This is a genomic window from Cellulosimicrobium protaetiae (assembly GCF_009708005.2).
In the GTDB taxonomy this organism is placed as follows: Bacteria; Actinomycetota; Actinomycetes; order Actinomycetales; family Cellulomonadaceae; genus Cellulosimicrobium; species Cellulosimicrobium protaetiae.
On sequence record NZ_CP052757.1, the window covers coordinates 511,496 to 531,703 of the forward strand.

14 protein-coding genes and 1 pseudogene are annotated in these 20,208 nt (G+C 71.3%); 9 read left to right on the plus strand and 6 right to left on the minus strand.

Annotated elements, in window-relative coordinates; all coding sequences use genetic code 11:
• Positions 1-30 precede the first annotated feature (30 nt).
• A pseudogene (locus tag FIC82_RS02265) lies at positions 31-618 on the minus strand (NUDIX hydrolase); the annotation flags it as partial.
• An 82-nt stretch (positions 619-700) separates the two neighbouring features.
• Here FIC82_RS02265 and FIC82_RS02270 point away from each other — a divergent pair.
• The gene (locus FIC82_RS02270; protein ID WP_256390406.1) at positions 701-2,212 is read left to right on the plus strand and encodes a CCA tRNA nucleotidyltransferase; all 1,512 of its coding nucleotides are present in this window, start codon (positions 701-703) and stop codon (positions 2,210-2,212) included.
• A gap of 211 nt (positions 2,213-2,423) precedes the next feature.
• Here the strand turns inward: FIC82_RS02270 and FIC82_RS02275 are convergent, their stop codons facing one another.
• Complete coding sequence (locus FIC82_RS02275) at positions 2,424-3,962, minus strand: MDR family MFS transporter (RefSeq protein ID WP_253691352.1); 1,539 nt, start codon at positions 3,960-3,962, stop codon at positions 2,424-2,426.
• Between the two features lie 405 nt (positions 3,963-4,367).
• On the opposite strand from FIC82_RS02275, the gene FIC82_RS02280 reads away from it, so the two are divergent.
• A complete protein-coding gene (locus tag FIC82_RS02280; RefSeq protein ID WP_154797400.1) occupies positions 4,368-5,579 on the plus strand; it encodes an epoxide hydrolase family protein in 1,212 nt (403 codons plus the stop codon).
• 54 nt (positions 5,580-5,633) lie between these two features.
• On the opposite strand, the gene FIC82_RS02285 is transcribed toward FIC82_RS02280, so the two are convergent.
• Positions 5,634-7,019 carry an MFS transporter gene (locus FIC82_RS02285; RefSeq protein WP_253691354.1) on the minus strand — a complete coding sequence of 462 codons (1,386 nt, stop codon included), beginning with the start codon at positions 7,017-7,019 and terminating at the stop codon, positions 5,634-5,636.
• A gap of 189 nt (positions 7,020-7,208) precedes the next feature.
• Between FIC82_RS02285 and FIC82_RS20950 the strand changes: the two genes are divergently transcribed.
• Complete coding sequence (locus FIC82_RS20950) at positions 7,209-8,927, plus strand: glycosyl hydrolase family 18 protein (protein WP_154797401.1); 1,719 nt, start codon at positions 7,209-7,211, stop codon at positions 8,925-8,927.
• Between the two features lie 118 nt (positions 8,928-9,045).
• On the opposite strand, the gene FIC82_RS02295 is transcribed toward FIC82_RS20950, so the two are convergent.
• Positions 9,046-10,137 carry an inositol-3-phosphate synthase gene (locus tag FIC82_RS02295; protein WP_154797402.1) on the minus strand — a complete coding sequence of 364 codons (1,092 nt, stop codon included), beginning with the start codon at positions 10,135-10,137 and terminating at the stop codon, positions 9,046-9,048.
• Positions 10,134-10,829: a PadR family transcriptional regulator gene (locus FIC82_RS02300; RefSeq protein WP_168731418.1), complete on the minus strand. Its 696-nt coding sequence runs from the start codon at positions 10,827-10,829 to the stop codon at positions 10,134-10,136. Before FIC82_RS02300 ends, FIC82_RS02295 begins: the two co-directional genes overlap by 4 nt.
• Positions 10,830-11,242: 413 nt before the next feature.
• Between FIC82_RS02300 and FIC82_RS02305 the strand changes: the two genes are divergently transcribed.
• The 5 genes from FIC82_RS02305 (at position 11,243) to rplI (ending at position 15,581) form a co-directional block, all read left to right on the plus strand.
• On the plus strand, positions 11,243-13,642 hold the full coding sequence (locus tag FIC82_RS02305) for a penicillin-binding protein (RefSeq protein WP_154797404.1): 2,400 nt from the start codon (positions 11,243-11,245) through the stop codon (positions 13,640-13,642).
• Between the two features lie 154 nt (positions 13,643-13,796).
• Entirely contained in the window at positions 13,797-14,087 is a 291-nt protein-coding gene (rpsF, locus tag FIC82_RS02310; protein WP_009863694.1) for a 30S ribosomal protein S6, read from the plus strand.
• Positions 14,088-14,231: 144 nt separating this feature from the next.
• Entirely contained in the window at positions 14,232-14,777 is a 546-nt protein-coding gene (locus FIC82_RS02315) for a single-stranded DNA-binding protein (protein ID WP_154797405.1), read from the plus strand.
• Positions 14,778-14,878: 101 nt separating this feature from the next.
• Positions 14,879-15,115, plus strand: coding sequence for a 30S ribosomal protein S18 (rpsR, locus tag FIC82_RS02320; RefSeq protein WP_021481584.1), 237 nt, complete (start codon positions 14,879-14,881; stop codon positions 15,113-15,115).
• A 19-nt stretch (positions 15,116-15,134) separates the two neighbouring features.
• Positions 15,135-15,581: a 50S ribosomal protein L9 gene (rplI, locus tag FIC82_RS02325; RefSeq protein ID WP_087470405.1), complete on the plus strand. Its 447-nt coding sequence runs from the start codon at positions 15,135-15,137 to the stop codon at positions 15,579-15,581.
• Between the two features lie 63 nt (positions 15,582-15,644).
• Here rplI and FIC82_RS02330 read toward each other — a convergent pair whose 3' ends face one another.
• Positions 15,645-16,940, minus strand: a complete 1,296-nt coding sequence (locus FIC82_RS02330; RefSeq protein ID WP_253691726.1) for an MATE family efflux transporter — start codon at positions 16,938-16,940, stop codon at positions 15,645-15,647.
• Between the two features lie 472 nt (positions 16,941-17,412).
• Here FIC82_RS02330 and dnaB point away from each other — a divergent pair, with 472 nt between their 5' ends.
• A complete protein-coding gene (gene dnaB, locus FIC82_RS02335; RefSeq protein ID WP_154797406.1) occupies positions 17,413-20,004 on the plus strand; it encodes a replicative DNA helicase in 2,592 nt (863 codons plus the stop codon).
• Positions 20,005-20,208 lie beyond the last annotated feature (204 nt).

Genomic DNA, 20,208 nt, shown 5'->3' on the forward strand with positions numbered 1-20,208 from the left:
CTCGACGACACCGTGGAACCGCGCCGGCCGGCCCTCGAGGACGCTCTGCGCGACGGCGGCGATGCGCCGCTCGTTGGGGTAGGCGAGCCGGTCCGTGAGATCGACGACGGGGATCCACGCGACGTCCTCCGCCTCGCCGTCGGGGTCGCCCTCGACCGTGAGGTGACCGCCTGTCGCGCGCAGCAGGAAGTGGTGGACGACCTTGTGCACGCGACGGTCGTCGCCGGTGAACCAGTAGTCGATGACCCCGAGCGGCTCCTGGACCGCACCCCGGATGCCGGTCTCCTCGGCGATCTCGCGGACGGCTGCCTGCTCCGGGGTCTCCTCGCCCTCGAGGTGGCCCTTGGGCAGGCACCACTCGAGGCGGCCGCCCCGGTTGCGCCGCGCGATGATCGCCGCGGACGGACGCCCGTCCGCGACCGTGATGACGAGCCCGCCTGCGGAGACCTCGTCGACCACGGGGAGCGGCGCCGGCGCCGGGGCGGGGCGGGCCCGGGGGTCGATGCGCAGGGCGTGCCCTCCGGGCGGAGCGGGGACCGGGGCGGGGCGTCCGCGACCGCTGCCACGCCCGCCCGCCGGATCCCTCCGGGGCTCGTCGGCGTGCGCAGGGGTGGACATGTCCCAACTTTACCGAGTGCGCGTACGCTCCCCGGGGACCGGCTCCCCGGCGCGGGGACGGGATCTGGCAGGCTTGGGTGTCGTGCCCCAGCCTTCGACACCCGAGCCCGCCACCCCGTCGACGCCGCCGTCGCTCGAGCTGCAGCGCCGCGCCCTCGCGGTGCTCACCGAGATGGCGCCCGCGGCGATCGAGCTCGGCGAGGCGTTCCGCGCCGCCGGCCACGAGCTCGCGCTCGTCGGAGGCCCGGTCCGCGACGCGTTCCTCGGCCGGGCGAGCAACGACCTCGACTTCGCGACGTCGGCGTCCCCCGACGAGACCGAGGCGATCCTCGCGCGCTGGGGCGACGCGCACTGGGACATCGGCAAGGAGTTCGGCACGATCGGCGCGAAGCGCTTCGGGCGCGGCGCCCCGGGGGACGACCTCGTCGTCGAGGTGACGACGTACCGCACGGACGCCTACGACCCGACGTCCCGCAAGCCCGTCGTGGCGTTCGGCGACTCGCTCGAGGGCGACCTGTCGCGCCGTGACTTCACGGTCAACGCGATGGCCGTGCGCGTGCCCGACATGACGTTCGTCGACCCGTTCGACGGCCTCGGCGACCTCGCGCGCCGCGTGCTGCGCACCCCGATCGCGCCCGAGCGGTCGTTCGACGACGACCCGCTGCGCATGATGCGTGCCGCGCGGTTCGCGGCCCAGCTCGAGTTCGTCGTCGACGGCGGGACGCTCGCCGCGCTCGTCCTCATGACCGACCGCATCGAGATCGTGTCCGCGGAGCGCGTGCGGGACGAGCTCTCGAAGCTGCTCTGCGCGGCGGCACCGCGTCGCGGGCTCGAGGTGCTCGTGGACACGGGCCTCGCGGACCACGTGCTGCCGGAGCTGCCGGCGCTCAAGCTCGAGATCGACGAGCACCACCGGCACAAGGACGTGTACGAGCACTCGCTCACGGTGCTCGACCAGGCGATCGCGCAGGAGACCGGGCCCGACGGCGCGGTCCCGGCCCCCGACCTCGTGCTCCGCCTCGCCGCGCTGCTGCACGACGTCGGCAAGCCGCCGACGCGGCGCTTCGAGGACGGGGGAGGCGTGAGCTTCCACCACCACGAGGTGGTCGGCGCGAAGATGGTCGCCAAGCGTCTCAAGGCGTTGCGGTACGACAAGCAGGTGGTCAAGGACGTCGCGCGCCTGGTCGAGCTGCACCTGCGGTTCCACGGCTACGGCGACGGCGCCTGGACCGACTCGGCGGTGCGCCGGTACGTGACCGACGCCGGGCCGCTGCTGGAGCGCCTGCACCGCCTGACGCGCGCCGACTGCACCACGCGCAACCGGCGCAAGGCCCAGCGCCTGCGCGAGTCGTACGACGACCTCGAGCGCCGGATCGCCGACCTCCAGGCGAAGGAGGAGCTCGACGCGGTCCGTCCGGACCTCGACGGCCAGCAGATCATGGCGATCCTCGGGATCCGGCCGGGCCCTGTCGTCGGGAAGGCGTACAAGCACCTGCTCGAGCGCCGTCTCGACCGCGGACCGGTCGACGAGGAGACGGCGCGCTCGGAGCTCCTGGCCTGGTGGTCGGAGCAGCCGGAGTCGTCGGCCTCCTGAGCGGGATGCGCCCGGTGTCGGTCCGGTCGAGACCTCCGGGGTGGTCGTGCCGAGGCACGGCCCCCGCCCGCCGAGGTAGAACCATGGCTCCCCGACGTGATGCGCTCGTCCGCCGCGAACGACATGGGTGCCGCTGTCGCGTGGACAGCGGCACCCATGTCGTCCTCGACGGCGCGGGAGGTCGTGCTCGGCTCGACCTCCCGCGCCCGAGTCAGACCTCGTCGTCGGCGAAGACCACGTCTTCCTTCGCGCGGGCTGCGCTCGGGGGGGCGACGTCCGGCTCGGTGGGGCCGTGGTCGTGGCCCGGCGCCTGGGCCGGGGACTTGCGCAGGAGGAACGAGAGGCCGACGGCGACGAGCATGACCGCGGTGCCCCAGACGAACGCGTCGCCGACGCCCTCGGCGAGCGCGGACTGCGGCGACGCGCCCGCCTCGCCGTAGGCGATGGAGCGGGTCGTCATGACGGCGACGAACATCGCCGTGCCGGCGGCGCCTGCGAGCTGCTGCGCGGTGCCGATCGACGCGGAGCCGTGCGAGTACTGGTGCGGCTCGAGCGCCGAGAGCGCGGTCGTGAACAGCGGCGTGAACATGAACGCCAGGCCCAGGCTCAGCGTGACGTGCAGCGCGAGGACGAACCACGGCGACGAGTCCGCGTGGATGGTCGTGAACGCCGCGAGCGCGACGGCGACGACGCTCACGCCGGGGATGACGAGCGGGCGCGGACCGACCCGGTCGTAGAGCCGGCCGACGGTCGGGCCGAGCAGACCCATGAGGAGCCCACCGGGCAGCACGATGAGGCCGGTCGCGAGCGGCTCCAGACCCATCGCGTCCTGCAGGAACAGCGGCAGGAGGATGAGGGAGCCGAACATCGCGACCATGCCGACGGCCATGATGCCGAGCGGCACGCTGAACCCGCGGTGCGTGAAGACGCGCAGGTCGAGCAGCGCCCGGTCCTCGCGCTGGAGGACGAGCTGGCGCCACACGAACGCGCCGAGCGCGAGCACACCGAACGCGACGGGCACGACCGGCGGCACGACGGGCGTGTGGCGTGCGGCCTCGCCGATGCTCGACAACCCGTAGACCAGGCCGCCGAACGCGAACGCGGCGAGCACGAGCGAGAACGGGTCGAGGCGCGAGTGCGTACGGTCGGCGACGTCCCGGATGTACAGGAACCCCAGGACGAGCGCGACGAGGGCGATCGGGAGCACGATCCCGAACACCCACCGCCAGCTCAGCGAGTTGAGGATGAGACCGGAGAGCGACGGGCCGAGCGCCGGGGCGGCGGCCATGACGATCGAGATGTTGCCCATGACCTTGCCGCGGATCGACGGCGGGACGAGCGTCATGATCGTCGTCATGAGGAGCGGCATCATGATCGCCGTGCCGGACGCCTGCACCACGCGGCCGGTCAGCAGCCACGCGAAGCCGGGGGAGAGCGCGGCGAGCAGGGTGCCTGCACTGAACAGCGACATCGCGAGCAGGTAGGCCCCGCGCGTCCCGAGCCGCTGCAGCAGGAACCCGGTCGCCGGGATGACGACGGCCATCGTGAGCATGAAGGCCGTCGTGAGCCACTGCCCGGTGCTCGCCGTGATGCCGAGGTCCTCCATGAGCGGCGCGAGCGCCACGCTCATGGTGGTCTCGTTGAGGATCACGACGAACGCAGAGCCGAGCAGCAGCGCGATGACGAGGAGGTCCGCGCGGGGCAGACGGTCGACGGGGGCCGAGGTGTCGTGGATGGGGGAGGCTGTCACGGGGTGTCTCCGCTCGCGTCGGGGGCGGCCCGGGCCGTGGTTCGGACCCGGTCGGGGCAGGGCAGGCTGCGTGGGGGCAGCACGGGGTCGCGTGCGGGGCACGCGACGACGGTGTCGGTTCTCGGTCGGCGGGCCACGGCGCGAGCGTGGGTGACCCGGGTGAGTCGGCGCGGCGCTGCCACGACGATCCGTACCCTGTACGACCATCCACCATCCTGCGATATTCCCGCCGTCCGTGACGACCCCTTTTCCACCCCCGACTCATCGATGCTGCCGACAGCAGATCTCCGCCCCGGTTCGACGTGCGAGAGAGGGTCGCAGCGAGCCGCGAGTGGAGGACGGGAGCTGACCGCTACCGCGCGTAGCGTCCGGGCCGCACCCACCGCCCAGGAACAGGAGGCCCTCATGGAGTTCCGACCCTTCACGATCGACGCCCCGCAGGCAGAGCTCGACGACCTGCACGAACGGCTCGCCCGCACCCGCTGGCCCTCCGAGCTCCAGGAGCGCGGCTGGGAGCGCGGCACCGAGCTGTCGACGATGCGTCGTCTCGTCGCGCACTGGCTCGACGGCTACGACTGGCGCGCGCAGGAGGAGCGCCTCAACCGCTTCCACCACGTCGTGACCACGGTCGACGGCCGCGACCTCCACGCGATCCACGAGCGTGCGGTGCGCCCGGGTGCCCCGGCGATCCTGCTGCTGCACGGCTGGGCGGACTCGTTCCACCGGTTCGCGCACGTGATCGACCGGCTCACGGGTCGTGACCCCGCGACCGGCCCGGACGAGCCCGTGTTCGACGTCGTCGTCCCGTCCCTGCCGGGCTTCGACTTCTCCGAGCAGCCCGAGGCGGGGACGGTGAGCGGGCGCCAGAGCGCCGAGGCGGTCGCGCGCCTCGTGGAAGGTCTCGGCTACGAGCGCTACCTCGTGCACGGGGGCGACTGGGGCGGCGTCGTCGCGCAGGAGGTGGCGCGCGCCCACCCCGACCGTGTCGTCGGTCTCCACCTCACCGACGTCCCGTTCCCCAACCTGTTCCTCGTCGACCGGGAGTCGGCGAGCGAGGCGGAGCGCGCGATGTTCGCCGCCGTCGACGCGTGGGGCGAGACGCACGGCGGATACGTCGGGATCCAGTCGTCGCGCCCGCTCACGCTGTCCTACGGCCTGAGCGACTCGCCCGTCGGCCTCGCCGCGTGGCTCGTCGACCACTTCGGGTACCTCTCCGACTCCCTGCCGTCGGACGACGACCTGCTCACCAACGTGATGCTCTACTGGCTCGGCAACTCCATCCGCTCGTCGATGCGCCTCTACAACGAAGGGCTCGACGGTGACTGGGGCGACGAGACGGGCGACGCCGCGTGGTCGGGCGGAGAGGACGACGGGGCGGGCGACGCCGAGTGGTCGGGCGGGGAGAGTGACGGGGCCGGCTGGTCGGCGCGCATCGAGGTGCCGACGGCGGTCGCGGTCTTCCCGCGCGACATCTCGCAGCCGCCGCGCGAGTACGCGGAGCGCTTCTTCGACGTCCGGCGGTTCACGACGATGCCGCGGGGCGGACACTTCGCGGCGCTCGAGGAGCCGCAGCTCGTCGTCGACGACCTCCGGGCGTTCGCCGCCGGGCTCGACTGAGTCCGGCGAGTCCGGGCCAGTCCGGGCGAGTCCGGAGGACGCGGGTGCGCCCGGTCAGGCGCCCTGCCGCCCGGCCGGGACACCGCCGTCGGTCGCCGAGCCGTCGTCGGGCGAGGTGTCCTCCCGGGCCGACGGCCCGTCGTCCGGCACGACGGCGGACCCCACCACGGTGGGCGTGCGCGCGCCGCGGGTCCACATCACCAGGGCGGCGAGCGCGTACGCCACCGCGAGGCCGACGAACACGCCGCGCGACCAGCCCGTGTCGGGCAGCGTGAACGCGGCCAGGGCGGCGGCGCCCACGAACGCCGCGTTGTACAGGACGTCGTAGAAGGCGAAGGCCCGGCCGCGGAACGCGTCGTCGGTGTCGCGCTGGACGATCGTGTCCACCGCGATCTTGGTGCCCTGCGCGGCGAGACCGAGCAGCGCCGCGCCCGTGTACACGACCGCGCGCTCCGGCGCGGTCACGAGCAGGAGCTGGCTCGCCGCGGCGAGCAGCAGCATGATCGCGATCCACGCCTGCGGCCCCGTGTAGCGGGAGAGCGTCGGCGTGAGCACCATCGCGCCCGCGCCACCGAGGCCCGTGAGCCCGACGACGATCGCGAACGTCGCCATGCCGGCCGTCTGGCTCGCCGGGTCGAGGAGGTTCCGTGAGATGAGGATCGACGCGATGAAGACGACCCCGTAGAGGAAGCGGTGCGTCGCCATCGCGAGCAGCGCCTGCCCCGGGGTGCGCCGTGCGACCAGGTACCGGGCGCCGTCTGCCAGCCCGCGCGCCACGCGTGCGATCTCCGACCGGATCGCCGCCTCGGCCGGGTGCTCCGGACCGAGCTGCGTGCGCCCGAGGCGCAGCGCCAGGAGCGACGCGACCCCGAACACGAGCGCGGCGCAGACCAGCGCGGACGAGTCCTTGACCCGGCCCGGCTCGAACGCGAGCCCGAGCAGGAGGCCGATCCCGCCCCCGAGGAACGCCGCACCCGCGCCGAGCGTGGGCGTGAGCGAGTTCGCGGTGAGGAGCAGCGGGCCGTCGACGACCCGGGGCAGACCCGCTGACAGGCCCGCGAGGAGGAAGCGGTTCACCGACAGGGCCGCGAGACCGAGGGCGTAGATCCATCCGCTCACGCCGCCCGAGAGCATGAGGACCGCCATGCCCAGCGTGATGACGACCCGCACCGCGTTGCCCCACGCGAGGACCTGACGGCGCTGCCAGCGGTCGAGGAACACGCCCGCGAACGGCCCCACGATCGTGAACGGCGCCAGCATCACGGCGAACGCGCCCGCGATGGCGGCCGCCGTGCCCTGCGACTCCGGCGAGAAAAAGAGCAGCGACGCCAGCCCCACCTGGAACATGCCGTCCCCGGCCTGGGAGACGAGACGGACGGCGAACAGCCTGCGGAATCCGCGCAGCCGCAGCAGCGCGCGCAGCTCGGCGACGACACTCACCCGTCAACACTAGGCGGTCGCGCGCACCACGGGCGCCGACGCCGGTGCGCGCGACCCGCCCCCCGGGTCGCGCGCACCTTCTCGCATCCTGGGAAACCCCTGGTCAGAAACCCTTAGGAAGGTTACCTTTGTGTTTTCGTCACGACCCGCCGCAGAGGCCGGGCCCGGAGAAGCAGTGAGGCATTCTCGATGACACGAACCCCCAGGACGGCGGCCGCAGGGCTCGCCCTCGCCACCACCGCGGCACTCGTCGCCGGCACCGTCGGTGCGGCGCACGCCGCACCGGCACCCGCCGGCGGAGACGGTGCCAACGGCTACAAGACCGTCGGCTACTACCCCGCGTGGGACGCCGGCAACGCGGACGGCTACCAGGTCGCCGACCTCCAGACGACGGGCGCGGCGTCCGACCTGACGCACCTCAACTACGCGTTCGGCAACGTCACGACCGACCTGGTCTGCGACATCACCGACCGGGAGGACCCCGTCGACGGCGGGCTCCAGGGCGACCCGCTCAACGACTACGTGCAGCTCAAGCCCGCCGCCCAGACCGTCGACGGCGTCGCGGACTCCGCCGACCAGGCGCTCGCGGGCAACTTCCACCAGCTGAAGAAGCTCAAGGAGGCCAACCCCGGCCTCAAGATCCTCATCTCGCTCGGCGGCTGGACCTGGTCCGACAACTTCTCCGACGCCGTCTCCACCCCCGAGAACCGGCAGCGCCTCGTCGAGTCCTGCCTCGACGTGTACTTCCACGGCAACCTCCCCGTCGTCGAGGACGCGGAGAACGGCAGCAAGGGCGGTGCGGGCGTCGCCGCCGGCATCTTCGACGGCGTCGACCTCGACTGGGAGTGGCCCGGCGCGACCGGCGAGCACCCCACGCCGCGCCCCGAGGAGGACGCCGAGAACTTCGTCCAGTTCGCGCAGCTCCTGCGTGCCGAGCTCGACGAGCTCGGCACCGAGACCGGCGAGGAGTACCTGATCACCGGCTTCGCCCCGGCCAGCTGGGCCGCGCGCACCAACGGCGGCTGGCTCGACCCGCGCTTCGTCGACGCGCTCGACTTCATCAACGTGCAGGGCTACGACTACCACGGCCCCTGGAACACGACCAGCACCGGGCACCAGGGCAACCTGCACGTCTACGACGACCCGACCACGGGTCAGCCCGCCAACTGGGGCCTCGCCGCCGACGGCGTCCTCGGCGCCTACCACTCGGCCGGCTGGCCCAAGGACAAGCTCGTCCTCGGGCTCGCGGCGTACGGGTACGGCTGGACGAACGTCACCGACCCGACGCCCGGTGCCGCGGCGAACGGCTCCCTCCCGTTCACCTACTACTCCGACATCAAGGCCAAGGGCCTCACGGAGTACTACGACGAGGTCGCCGGGCAGGGCTACTTCTACGGCGACGGCGAGTGGTGGACCGCGGACACGCCGCGCTCCGTGACCGCCAAGGCCGAGTACCTCGCCACCAACGGCTACGGCGGCGGGTACTTCTGGGACCTCGCCGGCGACGACGACAACGAGCTCCTCGGCACCCTCAAGGGCACGTTCGAGACCGCCACGCCCGGACCGCTCGTGCCCGCCGACGCCGCGGCGCCCTGGTTCGCGACCGGCGTCTACACGAAGGGTGACGTCGTCTACCACGACGGCGTCGAGTACCGCGCCGCCTGGTGGACGCGCAACCAGGAGCCCGGGAACCCGAACGGCCCGTGGAAGGCCATCGGGGGCGCCGGCACCGCGCCCGCCGTCGAGGCACCGGCCTGCGGCGACGCCTGGGACGCCGATCGCGCGTACGGCGCCGGCGCCGTCGTCACCCGCGCGGGCGTGAGCTACACCGCGCAGTGGTGGACCCACGGATCCCGGCCCGGCACCGACGTCAACGGTGCCTGGGACGCAGGCCGGCCCTGCGTCTGACGCACCCCGCACGCACGTGAGGCCCCTGCCGGACGGCAGGGGCCTCACGCGTCACCGCTCGTCAGGAGAGCGCCGATCCTCGGCCCTCACCCTGCACTGCGCTCCAGGTCAGCGCTCGTCAGCGCTCGACCTCACCGGCGATGAAGGCCTCCAGCTGCGCACGCCCCTTCGTGTCCTCCATCTGGACCGGCGGGGACTTCATGAAGTACGTCGAGGCCGAGAGGATCGGGCCGCCGACGCCGCGGTCCTTCGCGATCTTCGCGGCGCGCACGGCGTCGATGATGATGCCGGCGGAGTTGGGGGAGTCCCAGACCTCGAGCTTGTACTCCAGGTTCAGCGGGACCTCGCCGAACGCGCGGCCCTCGAGGCGCACGTACGCCCACTTGCGGTCGTCGAGCCATGCGACGTAGTCCGACGGGCCGATGTGGACGTTGCGGTCCTCCTTCTTGCCGCCGAGCGGGCCCTCGAGGTTCGAGGTCACGGCCTGCGTCTTGGAGATCTTCTTGGACTCCAGACGCTCGCGCTCGAGCATGTTCTTGAAGTCCATGTTGCCGCCGACGTTGAGCTGGTACGTGCGGTCCAGCACGACGCCGCGGTCCTCGAAGAGCTTGGCGAGCACGCGGTGCGTGATCGTCGCGCCGACCTGCGACTTGATGTCGTCGCCCACGATCGGCACGCCGGCCTCCTCGAACTTCGCGGCCCACTCCGGGTCGGACGCGATGAAGACGGGCAGGGCGTTGACGAAGGCGACGCCCGCGTCGATCGCGGCCTGCGCGTAGAACTTCGCGGCAGCCTCGGAGCCGACGGGGAGGTAGCAGACGAGCACGTCGACCTGCGCCTCACGCAGCGCGGCGACGACGTCGACCGGCTCCGCGTCCGACTCCTCGATCGTCTGCGCGTAGTACTTGCCGATGCCGTCGAGCGTCGGGCCGCGCTGCACGGTCACGCCGAGCGGCGGGACGTCCGCGATCTTGATCGTGTTGTTCTCCGAGGCGTTGATGGCCTCCGAGAGGTCGAAGCCGACCTTCTTCGCGTCGACGTCGAACGCCGCCACGAACTCCAGGCTCGACACGTGGTAGTCGCCGAACTGCACGTGCATGAGGCCCGGGACGGTGGCGCTCGGGTCGGCGTCACGGTAGAAGTGCACGCCCTGGACGAGGGACGATGCGCAGTTGCCTACGCCGACGATGGCGACGCGGATGGAGGTCATCCTCGCTCCTTGGTGTTCGTTGTTCCAGGGTCCTCGGGACGCCTCGCGCCGTCGGGCTCCTGCTCGGATGGTTCCGCAGGATGCGGGGTGCTGCTGGTCCGCGCACGGGTGGTGCTCCGGGAGTGCCCGGAGCTCCGGTCGCGCTCGGTGGTGATGAGACCGTCGAGCCAGCGCACCTCGCGCTCGACCTGCTCGAGTCCGTGGCGCTGCAGCTCGAGCGTGTACTCGTCGAGCCGCTCGCGGGTGCGAGCCGCGGACTCCCTGACCGCCTCCAGCCTCTCGGTGAGCCGGGTGCGCCGGCCCTCGAGGATGCGGATGCGGGTCTCGGCGTCGGTCTGCGCGAAGAACGCGAACCGGACGTCGAAGCTCTCGTCCTCCCACGCGGCCGGCCCCGACGAGGCCAGCACGCTCTGGAGGTGCTCCTTGCCCTCGGCCGTCAGCTCGTAGACGATCCGCGCGCGCTTGCCCGAGAGGGCGGGCGCGAGCGTCGACTGCGCCGCGGACTGCTCCGTGCCGGTGATGAGCCCGCGGGCCACCAGCGACTTGAGGGCGGGGTACAGCGAGCCGTAGGACAGCACGCGGAACGACCCGAGCATGATGTTGAGCCGCTTGCGCAGCTCGTACCCGTGCAGGGGCGACTCCTTGAGGAGGCCGAGGATCGCGGTCTCGAGCACGGGCGTCTTGCTGCGCACGATCCCACCTCCTGACGCTCCTGCGGCGGTCCCGGGCGGGCTCGCTGTGGCTGATGGTCGACTCGATGTATCGAGTCGATACATCGACAGGTTAGGTCGTCTCGATGTGTCGTGCAATCTTCGGGGAGTGTCGCGCATCCCGCGACAGATGTGAAGGACCCGCGGAGGCGGCGGGACGCCGCGGCGAATCAATGGCGCACGATCGCGCTGTCACTGCGGCAGGCCCTTGTCCCGACAGGGCGACGCCCTATTGTTCAGGGTGGTCCGGCGTGTGCCGACCCCCAGCCCGACGACGTCCCGCACCCGAGGCGGCGACCCTCGGTCGGGCGGGCGGTCCGCTCGTGGCGGGCCACGAGCAGGTCCGCGGACGACGCGGTGCCGGCTTCCCGTAGCCCCCCAGAGGAAGGTAGACCGTGGCGCGATCCACGAGGACGAACGGACGGACGACCCCCCGCGGGCGCCGTCGGTTCTTCAACTACCCGCGCTCGCACGTCACGAGCTTCCGTCGCTGGCTGCCCTCGTGGCGCGTCGTCGTCGGGACCATGCTGACCGGCGTCGCGCTCGTCGCGGGCGTGCTCGTCGCCGCGTGGTACACGACCGACGTCCCGAGCTCGCTCCCCGGCGTCGACAAGCAGACCTCGACGGTCTACTGGGGCGACGGCGCGACGGAGATGGGCACGTTCGCCTCGGAGGACCGCACCCTCGTCGACTTCGCGACGCTGCCCGACTACGTGGGCAACGCCGTCGTGGCCTCGGAGGACCGCACGTTCTGGACGAACTCCGGGGTCGACGTCAAGGGCATCGGCCGAGCGCTGCTCAACAACCTTCAGGGTGGGGACCGCCAGGGGGCCTCGACGCTCACGCAGCAGTACGTCGAGCGCTACTACACGGACACGGTCACCGACTACGCCGGGAAATTCCGCGAGGTCATCCTCGCGCTCAAGATCACCCAGGCGCAGAAGAAGGAAGTCATCCTCGGCAACTACCTGAACACCATCTACTTCGGCCGCGGCGCCAACGGCATCCAGGCCGCCGCGCAGAAGTACTACGGGGTGAACGCCGCCGACCTCACGGTCTCGCAGTCCGCGATGATCGCGGGCATCATCCCGAACCCGACCTACTGGGACCCGGCCAACGACCTGGCCCAGGCGACGCACCGCTGGGACCGCACGCTCGACAACATGCTCGAGGACGGGCACATCGACAAGGCGCAGTTCGACGAGGCGATCGCCGCGGGCTTCCCGATGCCGGTCGAGTACGTGAAGTCCGACAAGCTCGCCGGCCCGACGGGCTACCTCCTCACGGAGGCGCGCGACGAGCTCGCCAGGCTCGGGATCGACGAGGAGGACCTCTTCACGGGCGGCTACCAGGTGACGACGACGATCGACCCGGCGATGCAGCAGGCGGCCGTCGCCACCGCCGACTCCTTGCCCCAGGAGGCCCGCGGGGACGACAACCCGGTCTCACCCAACCTCCGCGCCGCCATCGTGTCGATCGATCCCAACGACGGCTCGATCCGAGCCCTCTACGGCGGCGCCGACTATCTCAGCAAGCCGTTCAACGACGCGACCCAGGGCTCGGCCCAGGGCGGCTCGACGTTCAAGCCGTTCACGCTCGTCGCGGCGCTCGAGAACGGCCACACACTCGACGAGCGGTACGACGGCAACTCCCCGATGACGTTCGACGGTGCGAACGACGGCGGCGACTGGAAGGTCCGCAACTTCAGCGACCACAGCTGGGGCAACATCGACCTCGTCGAGGCGACCGCCCAGTCGGTCAACACCGTGTACGCCGAGCTCAACATCGAGACCGGCCCGGAGAAGACGGCCGAGGTCGCGACCCGGCTGGGCATCGAGGACGGCAAGGTCGCCCCCAACGCGTCCAACGTGCTCGGCACCGCGACGGTGACCCCGCTCGAGCTCACCAACGCGTACGCGACGATCGCGGCCGGCGGGCAGAAGGCGACCCCGCACATCATCGCGAAGGTCGTCGACTCGCGCGGCAACCTCAAGTACGAGGCTCCCGGTGCAGAAGACCGGACGCCGGAGTTCAGCACCGAGACCATGGCGGCGACGCAGTACGCGCTGTCCCAGGTCGTGGAGCAGGGATCGGGCGAGCCCGCCCAGGCGATCGGGCGACCCGCGGCCGGCAAGACCGGCACGTCGAACGAGAACAAGTCGGCCTGGTTCGCCGGCTTCACGCCGGGTCTCGCGACCGTCGTCGGCCTGTACCAGACCGGGCCGAACAACGAGCAGGAGCAGATCACGCCGTTCGGCAAGTGGGCCGACATGCGCAACCCCGAGATCACCGGTGGTTCGTGGCCCGTCGAGGCGTGGACGTCGTACATGCAGGCCGCCACGGCGAACCTGCCGGTCGGCGAGTTCCTGCAGTACACGCCCCCCAAGCCGCAGCCGACCGAGACCCCCACGGAGACCCCGTCGGAGACGCCGACGGAGGAGACGCCGACCGAGGAGCCCGTGGAGCCGGAGCAGCCGGAGAACGTCACGGTGCCGAGCGTCGTCGGGATGGAGAGCAGGGCCGCCCGCGCCCAGCTCGAGGCGGCGGGGCTCAAGGTGCAGATCACCGAGGAGTTCTCCGACCAGCAGCCGCGAGGTTTCGTCCTCAGCCAGTCGTCGATGGCCCAGGTGCCGCCGGGGTCGACGATCTCCCTCGTGGTCTCGAAGGGGCCGGACCCGGGCCAGCAGCCGACCGAAGAGCCCACCGACGAGCCGACCGACGGCCAGGATCCGGGTGGTGGCAACAATGGTGGCGGGGGGAACCCCGGTGGCGGGGGGAACCCCGGCGGGGGCTGATCCGCCGTCCGGCCGCAGATTTCCAGGGGCCCGCGCGAAGCGGGTACCCTGGGGAGCTGCCGTCCGCTCGTCGGGCGGCAGCAGCACGAATGCATGAACCCTCCTGTCACGGAGAGACCGTGACCGCGAAGACCAGAGGAGGTGGGTTATCCGCATGCGTCAGTACGAACTGATGATCATCCTCGACCCCGAGATCGAGGAGCGCACCGTCGCCCCGTCGCTCGACAAGTACCTGTCGGTCATCAAGACCGACGGCGGCTCCGTCGACAAGGTGGACATCTGGGGCCGTCGCCGCCTGGCGTACGACATCAACAAGAAGTCCGAGGGCATCTACGCGGTCGTCGACTTCACGTCGACCTCCGACACCGCCAAGGAGCTGGACCGTCAGCTCGGCCTCAACGAGGTCGTCCTGCGGACCAAGATCCTGCGCACGGACGCTCGCTGATCCTCCCCGCGTCCCCCGTTCGTCCGTCCCGCACCGGGATGCTGCACGCCGTAGCGCGTGTGGGCGCCGCGTGATGGGATGAGCGACGCGAGACCGTTACGAGCACGAACGCGACGATGCTGACGACACACGAAGGAGCTGGCCATGGCAGGTGACACCGTCATCACGGTGATCGGGAACCTCACGGGAGACCCGGAGCTGCGTTTCACCCCCTCGGGTGCGGCGGTGGCCAACTTCACGGTGGCGTCGACGCCGCGGACCTTCGACCGCCAGTCGAACGAGTGGAAGGACGGGGACACCCTGTTCATGCGCTGCTCGATCTGGCGCGAGGCCGCGGAGAACGTCGCGGAGTCGCTGACGAAGGGCATGCGCGTCATCGCGCAGGGCCGCCTCGTCCAGCGCTCGTACGAGACTCGCGAGGGGGAGAAGCGCACCGTCGTCGAGCTGCAGGTGGACGAGATCGGTCCTTCCCTGCGCTACGCCTCCGCGAAGGTCACCCGGGCCCAGCGCTCGGGTGGCGGTGGCGGCGGCTTCGGCGGCGGTGGCGGCTACGGAGGTGGCGCCAACTCCGGCGGTGCCTCCGGCGGCGGATTCAGCTCCGGCGGCGGTCAGCAGCAGAGCGACGACCCGTGGGCCTCGGCTGGTCCCGCGTCGTCCGGTGGTTCGTTCTCCGACGAGCCCCCGTTCTGATCGCCCGCCACTCCCAGAACACACACCCGTCCCCGCGGGTGCCGCGCCGCTCGTCGGCGCGGACCGCGCGCGGGGATCGCACCTTGTAGAGGAGCAACACCATGGCGAAGCCTGTGGTGCGCAAGCCCAAGAAGAAGTCCAACCCGCTGAAGTCGGCCAAGATCGAGTCGGTCGACTACAAGGACACCGCGCTGCTGCGCAAGTTCATCTCCGACCGCGGCAAGATCCGCGCGCGTCGCGTGACCGGCGTCTCCGTCCAGGAGCAGCGTCAGATCGCCCGTGCGGTGAAGAACGCGCGCGAGATGGCGCTGCTGCCGTACACGTCGACGGCTCGCTGAGCGGGAAGGGAGAGAACTCATGGCCAAGCTGATCCTGACCCACGAGGTCACCGGTCTCGGTGAGCCCGGCGACGTCGTCGAGGTGAAGGACGGGTACGCCCGTAACTTCCTCGTCCCGCGCAAGCTCGCCACGCCGTGGTCCAAGGGCGCCGAGTCCGAGATCACCGCGATCCGCAAGGCGCGCAAGGCTCGCGAGATCGCGTCGCTCGACGACGCGAAGGCGATCCGCGACTCGCTGCAGTCGAAGCCGGTCGTCGTCGAGGCGAAGGCCGGCGCTGCCGGTCGCCTCTTCGGTGCGGTGACGACGGCGGACATCGCGTCCGCCGTGACCGCTGCGGGCGCGTCGGTCGACAAGCGCAAGATCGAGATCGGTCAGCCGATCAAGGCGACGGGGGACTACACGGTCTCCGTCCGCCTCCACCCGGAGGTCTCCGCGACCCTCGCGGTGAAGGTCGTCGCTGCCTGATCTGCTGCTGAGCAGTCCTCGAAGGCCCGGTCCCTCCTCGGAGGGGCCGGGCCTTCGTGCTGGTCACGCCGTGCCGGTGACCATCCAGGCGCTGCCGCGGGCACGCAGGCCGGTGGTGACGGCGCGGGCCGCCATGAAGACCCCCGCGAACGCGAGCCACAGCCACGCGAGGCCCGCTGCGCCGTCGGGCGCCCAGTGCCGGACGGCGAGGGCGAACGGCACGTAGACGACGAGCGTGAGCATGCCCGCCCAGGCGAGGAAGCGACCGTCGCCGGCGCCGATGAGGACGCCGTCGAGCACGAACACCCACCCCGCCATGGGCATCAGGAGCCCGCACACGGCCATGCCGACGGCGACGGCGGCGCGCACGTCCGGGTCGGACGTGAAGAGCGGCGCGAACCACCAGCCGCCCGCGGCCATGACGAGGCCGATCGCCGCGCCCGCTGCGACCCCCCATTGGAGGGTGCGGCGCAGGACGGCGCGGACGCGCGGGACGTCGTCGGCCCCGAGCCCGTACCCGACGAGCGCCTGCGCGGCGATGGCGAGCGCGTCGAGCGCGAACGCGGCGAGGCCCCAGACGGAGTTCACGACCTGGTAGCCGGCCAGCGTGACCTCGCCGAGCCCGGTCGCGACGAACACGGTGAGGAGGATCGCGAGGCGCAGCGAGAGCGTGCGGACGAAGAGCGGGGCGCCCGCGCGCGCGTTCGACCAGATGCCGCCGGCGGCGGGGCGCAGGGACGCGCCGTGGCGGCGTGCGCCGCGCACGACCACGACGACGAGCACCGCGCCCATGGTGAGCTGGGCGACGGCCGTGCCGATGCCCGAACCGGCGATCCCCAGACCCGCGCCGTAGACGAGGACGACGTTGAGGACGGCGTTGAACGTCGCGCCGCCCGCAGCGACCCACAGGGGCGTCTTCGTGTCCTGCATGCCGCGCAGCACGCCTGTGGACGCGAGCACGAGGAGCATCCCGGGGAGGCCGAGGGCGGACCAGCGCAGGTAGACGACGGCGTGCTCGGCCACCTCGCCGGTCCCGCCCATCGCGCCGACGGCCCAGGGCGCGGTCGCCCACAGAGCGGCGGCGAGCAGGACGCCGAGCCCGACCGCGAGCCACAGCCCGTCGACGCCGGACTGGAGCGCCTCGCGCGTGTGCCCGGCGCCGATGCGGCGGGCGACCGCAGCCGTCGTCGCGTAGGCGAGGAAGACGCACAGCCCGACGAGCGTGACGAGGAGCGTCGAGGCGAGCGAGAGTCCCGCGAGCTGGGCGGTGCCGAGGTGGCCGACCACCGCGCTGTCCACGAGCACGAAGAGGGGCTCTGCGACGAGCGCGCCGAGGGCGGGGACGGCGAGCGCGAGGATCTCGCGGTCGAGCCGGGAGCGGGTGCGGCGACCTGTGGACGACGGCGCGGGGTCGGGTGGCGTCCGGGTGTCGCCGGAGTGGCCGGGCGGTGTCCGGCGTGTCGTCGGCGTGTCGTCGGACTTTCTTTCATCCACACCCCTGAGGGTAGTGACGAGGCTGGTCAGGGGCCGCTCACGCTGATGTACACAGGGAGATCGTGAGGTTGTCCACACCGTTTTCCACCGGGTGTGCACAGTGTGGGGGACTGTGTCCACAGGTTCGGGGGTGCCTGTCCACCGGGCGTGCACAGGGTCGTTTGCGGGGTGCGGGACCGCGATCTAGTGTCGCGGGGTCGTGCCTGTCGGAGGCGGGAGGCGCGGTCACCGGGACAGTCGTGTGGGTGGCCCGCTGTAGAACACGTGTACGACGAAGGTTTGTCCCGGTCGCGCGGCCCTCGGCGGGTCGTGACGGGCTCGGGGGAGCGAGGGGCGCATGTCGATCGAGGAGCTCGAGGAGAGCTACGGGGGACCGGGGCCGTCAGGTTTCGACCGGACGCCACCCCAGGACGTCGCGGCGGAGATGAGCGTGCTCGGCGGCATGCTGCTGTCCAAGGACGCCATCGCCGACGTCATCGAGCAGATCCGCGGCTCCGACTTCTACCGCCCCGCGCACGAGGTCGTCTACGAGTCGATCATCGACCTCTACGGCCGCGGCGAGCCCGCCGACGCCATCACCGTCGTCGCCGAGCTGACCAAGCGCGGCGAGCTGCAGCGCATCGGCGGCGCCCCGTACATCCACGACCTCATGGCCGGCGTCCCGACCGCCGCCAACGCCGGGTACTACGCGCGCATCGTGCGCGAGCGCGCCGTGCTCCGGCGCCTCGTCGAGGCCGGCACGCGCATCGTGCAGCTCGGCTACGCGACCGACGGCGGCGACGTCGACGAGATCGTCAACAACGCCCAGGCCGAGGTCTACGCCGTCACCGAGCGGCGCACGACCGAGGACTACCTCCCGCTCTCGGAGATCCTCGGCCCGACGTTCGACGAGATCGAGGCCGCGCAGGGCCGCGGCGAGGGCATGACCGGCGTCCCGACCGGCTACTCCGACTTCGACCGGCTCACCAACGGTCTGCACCCCGGCCAGATGATCGTCGTCGCGGCGCGACCGGCCATCGGCAAGGCCCTCGCGCTCGACACGCCGCTTCCCACGCCGTCGGGCTGGACGACGATGGGCGACGTCGCGGTCGGCGACCTGCTCGTCTCCGCGGACGGGACGCCCACACGCGTCGTCGGGGCGACCGAGGTCATGGTCGACCGCCCGTGCTACGAGGTCGAGCTCGACGACGGCACGGTGATCGTCGCGGACGCGCAGCACCAGTGGGTGACGTCGACCCGCTCGCAGCGACGCGCGGTGCGCGCCGGCGAGACGCCCGAGTCGTCCGTGCGCACGACCGAGGAGCTCGCCGCCACGGTCCGGACCGCGACGGCCGACCGGCGCGCGAACCACTCGATCGCCACCGCAGCGCCGCTCGACCTTCCGGATGCCGACCTCCCGATCCACCCGTACGCACTCGGCGTCTGGCTGGGCGACGGCAGCTCCCGACGCGCCGAGTTCACCTCGGCCGACCCTGAGATCGCGATGCGGATCGAAGGCCTCGGGTACGTCGCACAGCCGAAGGGGAGCGCGAAGGGTCGTGCGCGGGCGTACAACATGCTTCTCCCTGGGGCCGAGGCCCTGGGTCGAGCGTGCATCGTCTGCGGCACCGAGTTCGCGCCCAAGAGGGCGACGCTCTTGGCGTGCGGAAAGGTGTGCGCAGCGCGTTCGCGCGGTATGGAGCGGCCGGCGCCACCGACGTGCCCCGACTGCGGCAAGCCCGGCTGGGGCTTCCGCCGGTGCCAGGAGTGCCACACCGCGAACGGCACCATGAGCGGTCGGCTCCGGACGCTCGGTGTGCTGTCGAACAAGCACATCCCTGCGTCCTACCTGCGCGCGAGCGAGGCCCAGCGTCGAGACCTTCTGGCGGGTCTGCTCGACACCGACGGCACCGTCATGCCGCAGGGCAGCGTTCAGATCAGCCTGACGAGCGAGCGCCTCGCGCGCGAGACGCGTGAGCTCGTCCTGTCGCTCGGGTACCGCACGGGGTGGTCGACGAAGACCGTGAAGGGGCGGACCGAGGCGTCGTCGACGGCGTACACGATCACCTTCACGACCGAGGACGACGTCTTCTGGCTGGAGCGCAAGCGCCTCGTCCACAAGGAGCGTCGTCGCCCGGGCACCGCGCGGCTCACGTCACGGTTCGTCGTCGACGTCCGCCGGGTCGAGTCGGTGCCGGTGCGCTGCGTCGAGGTCGACCATCCCTCGCACCTGTATCTGGCGGGTCGCTCGATGGTGCCCACGCACAACTCCGTGCTCGGCATCAACGTGGCGACCCATGCCGCGGTGCATCACCAGATGGCGTCCGTCATCTTCTCCCTGGAGATGAGCCGTAACGAGATCACCATGCGTCTTCTTGCCGCCGAGGCACGGGTGCCGCTGACGCGGATGCGGTCCGGGAAGATGGACGAGCAGGACTGGCAGAAGCTCGCGTCGACGATGGGCAAGGTCGCGGAGGCACCGTTGTTCATCGACGACTCGCCCAACATGTCGCTCATGGAGATCCGGGCGAAGTGCCGCCGCCTCAAGCAGCGGCACGACCTCAAGCTCGTCGTGATCGACTACCTCCAGCTCATGAGCTCCGGGAAGCGCGTCGAGTCGCGCCAGCAGGAGGTCTCCGAGTTTTCGCGTGCGCTCAAGCTCCTCGCGAAGGAGCTCGAGGTCCCGGTCATCGCGATCTCACAGCTGAACCGTGGTCCGGAGCAGCGCGGGGACAAGAAACCACAAATGAGCGATCTTCGTGAAAGTGGATCTATCGAACAAGATGCTGACGTTGTGATTCTTTTGCATCGCGAGGATGCATACGAAAAAGAATCGCCGCGGGCGGGCGAGGCCGACCTCATTGTTGCGAAGCATAGAAATGGTCCGACCGACACGATCACCGTAGCGTTCCAGGGCCATTATCAGCGGTTCGCCGACATGCAGATGTAGCGAGTATTTGTTGCGCACCTTTAACGACTGTCGAACCGGTGCCGCTGCGACGCATGTGTCTGAGCAGTTCGCGTCGTGACGCCCGGTGCCGTTGGAACGCGCGACGGCGGCGTGAAGTGGCCGGTCTTCTGACTCGCTCAGCCGCACCCACAAAAGCGCTGGTGCGGCTTCGTAGGCTGAGGCGCTCAGAGACACGTTCTGGGG

What these genes read in the sequence shown, in the direction of transcription:
- rplI (WP_087470405.1), top strand. Translation starts at nt 15,135, where the DNA reads ATGGCCAAGCTGATCCTGACCCACGAGGTCACCGGTCTCGGTGAGCCC.
- dnaB (WP_154797406.1), top strand. Translation starts at nt 17,413, where the DNA reads ATGTCGATCGAGGAGCTCGAGGAGAGCTACGGGGGACCGGGGCCGTCA.
- FIC82_RS02280 (WP_154797400.1), top strand. Translation starts at nt 4,368, where the DNA reads ATGGAGTTCCGACCCTTCACGATCGACGCCCCGCAGGCAGAGCTCGAC.
- FIC82_RS02315 (WP_154797405.1), top strand. Translation starts at nt 14,232, where the DNA reads ATGGCAGGTGACACCGTCATCACGGTGATCGGGAACCTCACGGGAGAC.
- rpsR (WP_021481584.1), top strand. Translation starts at nt 14,879, where the DNA reads ATGGCGAAGCCTGTGGTGCGCAAGCCCAAGAAGAAGTCCAACCCGCTG.
- rpsF (WP_009863694.1), top strand. Translation starts at nt 13,797, where the DNA reads ATGCGTCAGTACGAACTGATGATCATCCTCGACCCCGAGATCGAGGAG.
- FIC82_RS20950 (WP_154797401.1), top strand. Translation starts at nt 7,209, where the DNA reads ATGACACGAACCCCCAGGACGGCGGCCGCAGGGCTCGCCCTCGCCACC.
- FIC82_RS02295 (WP_154797402.1), bottom strand. Translation starts at nt 10,137, where the DNA reads ATGACCTCCATCCGCGTCGCCATCGTCGGCGTAGGCAACTGCGCATCG.